This window comes from Streptomyces sp. NPDC059456 (genome assembly GCF_042750055.1).
Classification (GTDB): domain Bacteria; phylum Actinomycetota; class Actinomycetes; order Streptomycetales; family Streptomycetaceae; genus Streptomyces.
In genome coordinates this window covers 8,591-17,725 of sequence record NZ_JBHYVA010000099.1, presented here as the reverse complement: position 1 = coordinate 17,725, position 9,135 = coordinate 8,591, and the positions used below count along the sequence as shown (strand labels likewise).

At 75.1% G+C, this 9,135-nt stretch carries 9 protein-coding genes; 3 read left to right on the top strand and 6 right to left on the bottom strand.

What is annotated here, in order from left to right:
- Positions 1-107: 107 nt before the first annotated feature.
- The gene (locus tag ACFXA3_RS12080; protein ID WP_385185522.1) at positions 108-785 is read right to left on the bottom strand and encodes an HAD family hydrolase; all 678 of its coding nucleotides are present in this window, start codon (positions 783-785) and stop codon (positions 108-110) included.
- A 167-nt stretch (positions 786-952) separates the two neighbouring features.
- On the opposite strand from ACFXA3_RS12080, the gene ACFXA3_RS12075 reads away from it, so the two are divergent.
- Positions 953-3,685, top strand: a complete 2,733-nt coding sequence (locus ACFXA3_RS12075) for a DNRLRE domain-containing protein (protein WP_385185519.1) — start codon at positions 953-955, stop codon at positions 3,683-3,685.
- Positions 3,686-3,760: 75 nt separating this feature from the next.
- Here the strand turns inward: ACFXA3_RS12075 and ACFXA3_RS12070 are convergent, their stop codons facing one another.
- Positions 3,761-4,183, bottom strand: a complete 423-nt coding sequence (locus ACFXA3_RS12070) for a DUF3224 domain-containing protein (RefSeq protein ID WP_385185517.1) — start codon at positions 4,181-4,183, stop codon at positions 3,761-3,763.
- Positions 4,184-4,289: 106 nt separating this feature from the next.
- Here ACFXA3_RS12070 and ACFXA3_RS12065 point away from each other — a divergent pair, with 106 nt between their 5' ends.
- On the top strand, positions 4,290-5,270 hold the full coding sequence (locus tag ACFXA3_RS12065; RefSeq protein WP_385185515.1) for a helix-turn-helix transcriptional regulator: 981 nt from the start codon (positions 4,290-4,292) through the stop codon (positions 5,268-5,270).
- 9 nt (positions 5,271-5,279) lie between these two features.
- Here ACFXA3_RS12065 and ACFXA3_RS12060 read toward each other — a convergent pair whose 3' ends face one another.
- From ACFXA3_RS12060 to ACFXA3_RS12050, 3 genes are all read right to left on the bottom strand, one after another.
- Positions 5,280-6,467, bottom strand: a complete 1,188-nt coding sequence (locus ACFXA3_RS12060; protein WP_385185512.1) for an AMP-binding protein — start codon at positions 6,465-6,467, stop codon at positions 5,280-5,282.
- A 107-nt stretch (positions 6,468-6,574) separates the two neighbouring features.
- Positions 6,575-7,081, bottom strand: a complete 507-nt coding sequence (locus ACFXA3_RS12055) for a GNAT family N-acetyltransferase (protein WP_385185526.1) — start codon at positions 7,079-7,081, stop codon at positions 6,575-6,577.
- A gap of 45 nt (positions 7,082-7,126) precedes the next feature.
- The gene (locus tag ACFXA3_RS12050; RefSeq protein ID WP_385185509.1) at positions 7,127-7,576 is read right to left on the bottom strand and encodes a hypothetical protein; all 450 of its coding nucleotides are present in this window, start codon (positions 7,574-7,576) and stop codon (positions 7,127-7,129) included.
- Between the two features lie 94 nt (positions 7,577-7,670).
- On the opposite strand from ACFXA3_RS12050, the gene ACFXA3_RS12045 reads away from it, so the two are divergent.
- Positions 7,671-7,985: a hypothetical protein gene (locus tag ACFXA3_RS12045; protein ID WP_385185506.1), complete on the top strand. Its 315-nt coding sequence runs from the start codon at positions 7,671-7,673 to the stop codon at positions 7,983-7,985.
- Positions 7,986-8,057: 72 nt separating this feature from the next.
- On the opposite strand, the gene ACFXA3_RS12040 is transcribed toward ACFXA3_RS12045, so the two are convergent.
- Entirely contained in the window at positions 8,058-8,897 is an 840-nt protein-coding gene (locus ACFXA3_RS12040) for a MerR family transcriptional regulator (RefSeq protein ID WP_385185503.1), read from the bottom strand.
- Positions 8,898-9,135: the final 238 nt, after the last annotated feature.

Genomic DNA, 9,135 nt, shown 5'->3' with positions numbered 1-9,135 from the left:
GCCCCGCGCCCCCGCCGGCGCTGACCGGCCCCGCGGGGGGGTCTACGCCCCGGGGGCGGGCCCCCGGGCGGCCCGCCCCACCCGGGGGAGGGCGTCCCCGTACGGGGTCAGCGGCCGCCGCCGGCCCCGGTCCCGGCCAGCAGGCCGGGGAGCTCGCGCATGTCGGTGAACAGGACCGTGCCGGGTCCGGCGAGCCGGCCGGCCGGGGTCAGGCCGCCCGCGTAGCCGAAGGAGCGCATGCCCGCCGCACGGGCCGCCTCGACCCCCGGGCGGCTGTCCTCGACCACCGCGCAGGCCGACGGGGCCACGCCCATCCGGGAGGCCGCGTACAGGAAGAGGTCCGGGGCGGGCTTGCCGCGCGCGACCTCCGTCGCGCTGTGGATGCGGCCGGCGAACCGCTCGTACAGGCCGGTGCGGCCCAGCGTGTGCCGCATCTTCTCGTGCGTTCCGCTGGAGGCGACGCAGGTCGGCAGGGTGATCGCGTCGAGCGCCTCGGGCAGTCCGTCGACCGGGGTGACCCCGGCGTCCACCGCCTCGGCGTGCATCCGCGCGAAGCGCTCCTCCCACTCCCGGGCGGCCTCGTCGCCGAGCCGGGCGGCGATCTGCTCCCGGTTCGAGGCGCTGGAGCGCCCGATGAACAGGTGGATCACCTCCTCCTCGGTGAGCGGCCAGCCGAGCTCCGCACCCAGGGCGACGTTCACCCGGGCCGCGATGCGCTCGGTGTCGACGAGCACCCCGTCACAGTCGAATATGACGAGTTCGATCGGTTCATTGGAAGTGATCATGGCGGGAAGGATATGCGGCCGCCAGCTCCGAGAATTTGGCATCTGATGCGTCAAGTGGGGTGAGCGCGTCCGCAAACGGGCCTAAGGTGCGCCCGTACGCATGGTCGCGAACTGCTGTACGGCTGTTTTCGGCCATCACCGCACAGTCACACCGAACTGGGGGGCTCATGCGTAGAACCCGAGGGCTGGCAGCCGCTCTCGTCCTGTCCCTGGCCGGAACCGGCGCGGGCATCGGCCTCGGCCTCGTCCCGCAGGCGGCGGCCGTCACCCCGCCCGTGGCCTTCACCGCCGACGCGCTGTCCACCTGGCAGCCCAACGGCGTCGTCTGGGCCCTCGCCGAGGCGGGCGGCACGGTGTTCGCCGGCGGCACCTTCTCCGCCGTACGGCCTCCCGACGGCGCCGGCGGCACCGAGCAGCCGGCCGTCAACTTCGCCGCGTTCGACGCCGCGACCGGCGCCCCGACCTCCTGCCGGCTCTCCTTCACGGTCGGCTCCGGCACCGCCACCGTCCGCGCCCTGACCCTCTCAACGGACAAGAAGACCCTGTACGCGGGCGGCTACTTCGGGGCCGTCAACGGCACCGCGGTCTCCAGCCTCGCCGCCATCGACGTGGCGACCTGCACCGTCAAGACCTCCTTCCGGCCGGCGTTCGCGGCCACCGTGCGCGCCCTCGCCGTCACGGACGACACGGTCTACGCGGGCGGCGACTTCCTGACCGTCGCCGGCCAGCAGCGCGAGCGGTTCGCCGCCGTCGACGCGGCCGACGGCGCACTGCGGCCCTTCCGGGCCGACGCCGACGAGCCGGGCCGCGCCGTCGAGGTCACCCCCGACGGCGCCCACGTCCTCCTCGGCGGCGACTTCTTCACCGTCAACGGCACGGACACGCACGCGCTCGCCGTCGTCGACCCCACCAGCGGCGCGCTCACCAAGGCCTACCCCGGCTTCATCGAGACCAACTCCGTCGTCAAGGACATCGCGACCGACGCGACCGGGTTCTACACCGGCAACGAGGGCACCGGCGGCGGAGTCTTCGACGGCCGGATCGCGCTCGACCTCGGCGATTTCAGCCAGCGCTGGCGCGACACCTGCCTCGGCGCCACGCAGGCCGTGCTCCCGTACCAGAACGTGCTGTACAGCGCCTCGCACGCGCACGACTGCTCCAGCGTGGGCGAGTACCCGGACGGGCAGCGCCACCACCTGCTCGCGCAGCCGACCACCGGCGTCGGCAAGCTGGGCTGGGCCCCCGACACCAACGACGGCATCGGCGAGGGCATCGGCCCGCGGGTGATGGCGGTCGGCTCCAAGGGCGGCGTCCAGTACCTCTGGGTGGGCGGCGAGTTCACCACCGTCAACGGCTCGGCCCAGCAGAGCCTGACCCGGTTCGCGTCCACCGGGGACACCGGCGCGCCCACCGTCCCCGTCGCGACCGCGGCGAGCTTCAGGCCCGGCGAGGTGCAGGTGCGCTGGCGCACCAGCCTCGACCTGGACGACAGCGCCCTGACCTACCGCGTCTACCGGGGCGGCGCGGCCACCCCGATCGCCACGGTCACCGCGGACTCGCTGTTCTTCAAGCGCCCGCAGGCCTCCTGGACCGACACCACCGTCACCGCGGGGCAGACGTACACGTACCGGGTGACGGCCTCCGACGCGGCCGGCAACACCAGCGCCCTGTCGGCGACCGCGAGCGTGACGGTCCCGACCTCGGTCGACGCCTACCCGAACCAGGTCCGCGCGGACGGCGCCCAGCTGTTCTGGCGGTACGACGAGTCGGCCCTGCCGAACGTCGCCGACTCCTCCGGCAGCGGCAACCAGAACGGCGTGCACCTGAACGCCCCGGCCCTGCGCCAGACGCCCGGCGCGGTGACCGGCGCGAGCACGGCGATCGGCTTCAACGGCACCGACACCCGGGTCTACGGCGACCTGCGCCAGAGCATCGGCAGCAGCTACTCGATCGAGACCTGGTTCAAGACGAACACCACCCGGGGCGGCAAGCTCTTCGGCTTCGGCAACAACCAGGTGCGCGGCAGCAACCAGTACGACAAGCACATCTACATGACCAATGACGGGCGGCTCGTCTACGGCGTGTACACCGGAGCCACCCGCACCATCACCACCGCCGCCGCGTACAACGACAACCAGTGGCACCACGTCGTCGCCACCCAGGGGCCGGGCGGCATGGTCCTCTACGTCGACGGCGCCCAGAAGGGCACCCTCGCCGTCACCACCCACGAGAACTACGCCGGGTACTGGCACGCGGGCGGCGACAGCCTCGGCGGCTGGCCCGACCGCCCCACCAGCGAGTTCTGGGCGGGCCAACTCGACGAGACCGCCGTCTACCCGACGGTCCTGAGCGCCGCGCAGGTGCAGAACCACCACGCCCTGGCCTCCGCCCCCGTCGACTCCGTCGTGCAGGTGCAGGCCGCCGAGGACACGTACGCCAACGCCGGCGCACCGGACGGCAACTACGGGACCTCGTCCTCGCTCGCCGTCCGCGGCAGCTCGCCGTACACGAGCTACCTGCGGTTCAACCTGCCCGCCGCGCCCGCGGGCACCGTGTTGAAGTCGGCCGCCCTCAGCGTGAAGACCAGCACGATGAGCGGAGCCGGTACGGCGGACACGGTCTCGGTGGTCCCGGTCACCGGCAGCTGGACCGAGGCCGGCACCACCTACAACAACCGCCCCGCCACCGGAACCCCGGCCCTCGGCAGCTTCGCGGGCGTACCGGACGGCTCGGCGGTGCACACCACCGGGCTGAACACCACCGCCCTCGCGGGCGCGCTCGGCACCGGCTACAGCCTCGCGCTGACCAGCCCCGGCACCGACGCGCTGTGGCTGTGGTCCTCCGAAGCCCCGGCGAACGAGGGCACGCCGCAGCTGACGCTGACCTTCGGCGCCCCGTAGACCGGGCCGCAGGACGCACGGCACATGACAGGGGGCGCGGGGCCGGGGGGCCCGCGCCCCTCCCGTACGGCCCCGCTACCCGAGCGTGTAGCCGAACTCGTACGCGACGGACGTGTCGCCCTGCCGGTACGTGAACGAGCCGGAGCCCGCCAGCCCGGTCAGCTCGCCCGTCGCCGAGCCGGGCACCACCTCGAAGGTGCACCGGGTGCCGGAGCCGTCGAAACTGCCGCGCTGCTCCAGGACGAAGGCTCCCTTGCGGCCGTCCACGGAGCCCGACAGCAGCTCCAGACCGGTGAAGGCGCCGACGCCCTCCCCGGTGTGGGTGAACGTGTACGCGGCGCTGGTCGCCGCTGCCTCGATCCCGCCCGCGAACGCGTTGACGACCGTCGAGCGGGAGAGCCGCGGCATGGCGTCGGCCGGGCCGACGGGCTGCTCCTCCCAGTCGGCGAACGTGAAACGACCAGTGGTACGGGTGGGGCCGGTGGTACGGGCGGACATGGCGGGACCTCCTGCTTCACGGCCGGCGGGCTCGATCCCCCCGGCACGGGAACAGCCTCTCCGGGGTACCTGACACCTCCTGACAGGTACCCCGGACAATGTCCGCATGCGCGCCGACCGGATCCTGTCCCTGCTCCTGCTGCTCCAGAGCCGCGGCCGGATGACCGCACCCGAACTGGCCGCCGAACTGGAGGTGTCCGTCCGCACGGTCTACCGCGACGTCGAAGCCCTCGGCGCCTGCGGAGTCCCGGTCCACGCCGACCGCGGCCCCGCCGGCGGCTACCGGCTCATGGACGGCTACCGCACCCGGCTCACCGGCCTCACCGACGCCCAGGCGGGCTCGCTCTTCCTCGCCGGTGCACCCGGCCCCGCGCAGGAGCTGGGCCTCGGCGCCGATCTGGCCGCCGCCCGGCTCAAGCTCCAGGCGGCGCTGCCCGCCGCCCTCGCCGAACGGGCCCGCCGCATCCAGGACCGCTTCCACCTGGACGCCCCCGCCTGGTTCCGCGACGCCGACCCCGTACCGCACCTCGCGCGGATCGCCCAGGCCGTCTGGGACCAGCGCATCCTGCGCACCCACTACCGCCGCTGGAACGGCGAGGAGCGGACCGGGCACCCGCTGCACCCGCTCGGCCTCGTCCTCAAGGGCGGCATCTGGTACCTGGTGGCCCGGGCCGCCGACGAGCGCGTACGCAGCTACCGGGTCTCGCGGTTCCTGGCCGTGGACATCGAGGAGGAGGGCTTCGAACGCCCCGGGGACTTCGAACTCGCCGCGTACTGGGCGCAGTCCGCGCGCCGGATGGAGGAGGCGTGCCGGCAGGAGACGGCCCGGCTCCTGCTGTCCCCGCGCGGCCGCCGGCTGCTGCCGATGCAGTTCGGTGCGGCCGGGGTACGCGCCCTCGCCGGCGCCCTCCCGGCCGTACCCGGCGACCCGGAGGGCTGGATCCGCGTCGACCTCGACGTCGAGTCCGGGGCGGTCGCGGTCACCGACCTGCTCCGGCTCGGCACCGAGGCCGAGGTGCTGGGCCCGCCGGAGCTGCGCCGGGCCCTCGCCGACACCGTCGCCGCGCTGGCCGAGCGGTACGGCTGACCCGGGCCGTCAGGGGCCGGACGGATCACCGGGGCCGGCCGCCACCAGATCGCCGTCCGGGGTGAGCCGCGCGCGGACGCCCGTACGGAACCAGCCGTCGGGGGTGAAGGAGCGGGCGTCCTCGCCGGGCGCCCGGTAGTAGCCCCGCACCGTGTACGGACCGCGGGCGAGGAGTTCACCGCTCTCCCCGCAGGGCACGGCCGCGCCGTCGGCGCCGACCAGGCGGAGCTCGTCGTCCGGCGAGAGCGGGCGGCCCAGCGTGGTCAGCACCGTCTCGTCCGGATCGGCGGGCCGGGTGAGCGTCACGAGCCCCTCGGCCCTGCCGGACACCTGCTGCAGCCGGCAGCCCAGTTCGGGGCCGATGCGTTCTGCGGTCGCGCGCGGCAGCGGAGCGCCCCCGACCTGAAGGAGCCGCAGACTGCCCGGGTCGGCCCCGACGGCGGGCAGCGCGTCGAGGGACCCGGCCGGCGCGCGGGGCGACACCAGTTCGGCGGCGGCCCGCGCCTGGTAGGCGTAGTCGTTGTGGGTGCGCGGAACGAGCCGAGGCGGCGCGCCGGCCCCCCCGCCCGAGACCAGGAGGAGCGCCACCCCGTCGGCGTGCCGGGCGATCGCCGGCGCGGGCGGGGCGTCGATGGAGCCCAGCGGGAAGTAGTGGCAGCCGGCCGGATCCGTCGTGAAACCGCCGGACGCGGACGAGGTGCCCGGGGCCTCCAGGGTGAACACCCGCCGCAGGAAGGGGCCGCCGGCCGCGATCCCGGCGGCCATCGCGGTGTGGTCGAAGCCGTCGTGGGTGGCGGGGCCGACGTAACCGCGGGCCTCGGTGACCCGTACGAGGTGGGACACCTCGGGCGCGCGGTGCGACAGCGGGCAGAGCACGGGGACCGCGCCGACCCGCAGCAGCGCGAACACGGTGACCACGAACTCGGGCACGTTGGGCAGCTGGACGACGACCCGCTGCCCGGGCCGCAGGGCGAGCAGCCGGAACCCGGCGGCCATGCGGTCCACGCGCCGGTTCAGGGCCGCGTAGGTGAGGCGGGTGGAGCCGTGGACGAGCGCGGTCCGCGGCCCGTACTCGATGGCCCGGTCGCGCAGCAGGCCGTCCAGCGTGGTGCCGCGCCAGTGCCCGGCGGCCCAGTAGCGGTCGACGAACGCCTCGGGCCAGGGCGTACAGCCTTCGAGCAGGGGTCCCCTTCGCATGGCTTGATCCAAATCCCTCGGTGCCCGGCACGCAAGGTGCCGTCCGAACCACGGGAACGGCCCTCCCTCGGCGGATCGTCCAAGGCGCACGCACGGCAGGACACCGCCTAGGGCCGGTACTCCCAGCGGACCTCGCCGTCCTCGACCTGCGGGGTCGGGGCGAACCCGCAGGCCGCGGCGACCGCCGCCGAGGCGTGGTGGTCCGGGTGGACGTGCGCGACCAGCCGGCCCACGGGCACTGCCGTCAGCCACGCCGTGACGGCCCGCGCCGCCTCGGTGGCGAACCCCCGGCCCTGCCAGGGGGTTCCGACCACCCAGGCCACTTCGGCGGTGTCCGCCGCGGGGGTGACGGTGGCCTGCACCGTCCCCACCAGCCGCCCCTCCCCGCGCAGCCGCAGCACCCAGTTGCACCACACGACCCCGGGATCGGGCGACCCGGCCTCCAGCCGGGCATAACGCTCCCGCAGGGCATCCCCCGAGAGCGGGACCCCGCCGATGAACCCGTGCAACGCGGGATCCCCCAGCACGACCGCCATCTCCCCGGCGTGCGCAACCCGCAGCGGCGACAACTCCAGCCGCCCGGTCCCGAGCTCCCCCGCACGGAGGGTGTGCATGTCCATCGGATGATTGTGCCCGGTGCGGGCGGACCGCCGCGCCGGTCAGCGCGGGGGCTCGACTTCCAGGAAGCGGCGGTGGCGGGGTCCCCGGTAGAGGAGGCAGGTCCAGCCCAGGGGTTCCAGGGCGGCCGCGCACGCCGTCAGGCCCTCCTGCTCCGTCCCTGCCGCCCCGCCGCCCGGCGGGCCGACCCAGGTCACCTCGACCAGGCCCTCCCGGGACGCCACCCGGTATCCCGTCCGGGTGCGCCGGCCCTCCGCATCGACCGCCGACGGCGTCAGGCCCGCCGCCTCCAGTACGAGGGCCACCGCCCGCGGCATCCGCCGCAGCTCCCACGGCGCGGGAACCGCCGTGCCCGCCCGGCCGTTGACCAGGCGGCGGATCTGCACCAGGCCCTCGTACGCCGTGCGGACCTCGGCCTCCCGCGCCGCACCGGCGGGCCGCTGCGGGCCGTCGCCGGTCGCGGGCTCGAAGCCCTGCCCCGGTACCGCCACGCCCACCACCCTCCCTCGGTCTGAGTACCCCACACCCAACGACCTGAGTACCCGCCCCGATTCCCCGCCGGCCCGCCGCTGCTCGAATGGGGCCATGACCTCCGAAGCCACCGCCGCCCGCACCGCCGGGCACCGCCCGCGCCGCATGCAGCACGTGACCACCGCCGGCTCCGCCCTGGCCGTGGCCCTGGTCCCGCTCGTGGTCGGGGTCCTGGTGGCCAAGGGGATGGCCGCCGACCCGCACGCCCCCGTCAACGCCCTCATCACCGGCGGCGGCCAGCGGACCGGCCTGCCCCGCGCCGAATGGCGCCGGCGCGGCCACGCCACCATGCGCCGGCTGCGCACCGCCCACCGGCAGACGGCCCGCCGTTGTGCCTCGGTCCGCGCCCGCCGCCGCCCCGCGTCCTGACGCGAACCCGGTGGCGGACCAGGCTGCGCGCATGCGTCGACGGCCGCGTGGGCTGCCGGTGACGGACAGCGCCTAGCCGGCGGGCGCGAGCGGCTCCTGGAGCTCCGTGACCCACTGGTCGCGGTCCTCCGGGCAGGCGAGGGTCAGCTCGCGCGCGTACCCCGCCGAACGGTGGCCGTTCGCGTCGATCCACCGCGCGAGCGCCTGGGCCGTCGGCAGGACGCCGTCCATCGCCCCCCGGTGCACCACGGTCGCCGCCCGCTCCACCGCGGGCAGCTCGACCACCCGCACCGCGCCCCCGAGGTCCTCGGCACGCACCGAGGCCCCCACCGGAAGCCCGGCGTGCACGAGGACGGCCCCGGCCTCGGCCCCCGGCGCGTCCTCGTAGTACGCGATCCCCGGGCCGGTCGGGACCACCCCGGCGGCCTCGATCCGGCGGCACAGCTCGTCGTAGAGCGGGCCGATGACCGGCCCGATGTCCTGCGGCTCGTAACTCCCCGCGACCCCGCTCAGTTCGACGAGCCGGACGGGCGGGAGGCTCTTCACGACGATGTCGACGGTGGACATGGATCCCTCGCTCTCGATGGTCCGGAGCCTCGTCTCGACCTGGGTCAGCCGGGCCGCAGCGGCGGCCATGGCCGACTCCAGTTCCGCCCGGCGCAGCCGCAGCATGCCGCGCAACTCCTCCGCGTCCAGCCGCTCGTCGAGGATCGACCCCACCTCGTCCAGGCTGAAGCCGAGCTCCTTGAGCGCGATGACACGGTTGAGGCGGGCGAGCTGTTCGGCCTCGTAGTGGCGGTAGCCGCTGGCCGGGTCGACACGCGCCGGGCGCAGCAGTCCGATGGCGTCGTAGTGGCGCAGCATGCGGACCGATACCCGGCCGTGCTTGGCGAAGTCTCCGATGGTGTACATGACGCCTCCCAGTGCAGGCCCTGACACGGTGTGAGGGTCAAGTCCCGAGCGATACCCGCTGGTCAGTGGCCATACTGCCGGATGCACAGGTCCATGATGGACGGCGGTACGGATCCCGCGGATCCCTCGGCGGCGGCCGTGCACGGATCGTCCGGCGCACCCGGCGGCACCGGCTGGGCGCCGGGGGGGGGGGGGCGCGGGGCCGCGCCGGCGCCCCCCCCGGGGGGGCCCCCTCCGC

Coding starts and splice junctions, on each gene's coding strand:
- ACFXA3_RS12080 (WP_385185522.1), bottom strand. CDS start 785: ATGATCACTTCCAATGAACCGATCGAACTCGTCATATTCGACTGTGAC.
- ACFXA3_RS12075 (WP_385185519.1), top strand. CDS start 953: ATGCGTAGAACCCGAGGGCTGGCAGCCGCTCTCGTCCTGTCCCTGGCC.
- ACFXA3_RS12070 (WP_385185517.1), bottom strand. CDS start 4,183: ATGTCCGCCCGTACCACCGGCCCCACCCGTACCACTGGTCGTTTCACG.
- ACFXA3_RS12065 (WP_385185515.1), top strand. CDS start 4,290: ATGCGCGCCGACCGGATCCTGTCCCTGCTCCTGCTGCTCCAGAGCCGC.
- ACFXA3_RS12060 (WP_385185512.1), bottom strand. CDS start 6,467: ATGCGAAGGGGACCCCTGCTCGAAGGCTGTACGCCCTGGCCCGAGGCG.
- ACFXA3_RS12055 (WP_385185526.1), bottom strand. CDS start 7,081: ATGCACACCCTCCGTGCGGGGGAGCTCGGGACCGGGCGGCTGGAGTTG.
- ACFXA3_RS12045 (WP_385185506.1), top strand. CDS start 7,671: ATGACCTCCGAAGCCACCGCCGCCCGCACCGCCGGGCACCGCCCGCGC.
- ACFXA3_RS12040 (WP_385185503.1), bottom strand. CDS start 8,897: ATGTACACCATCGGAGACTTCGCCAAGCACGGCCGGGTATCGGTCCGC.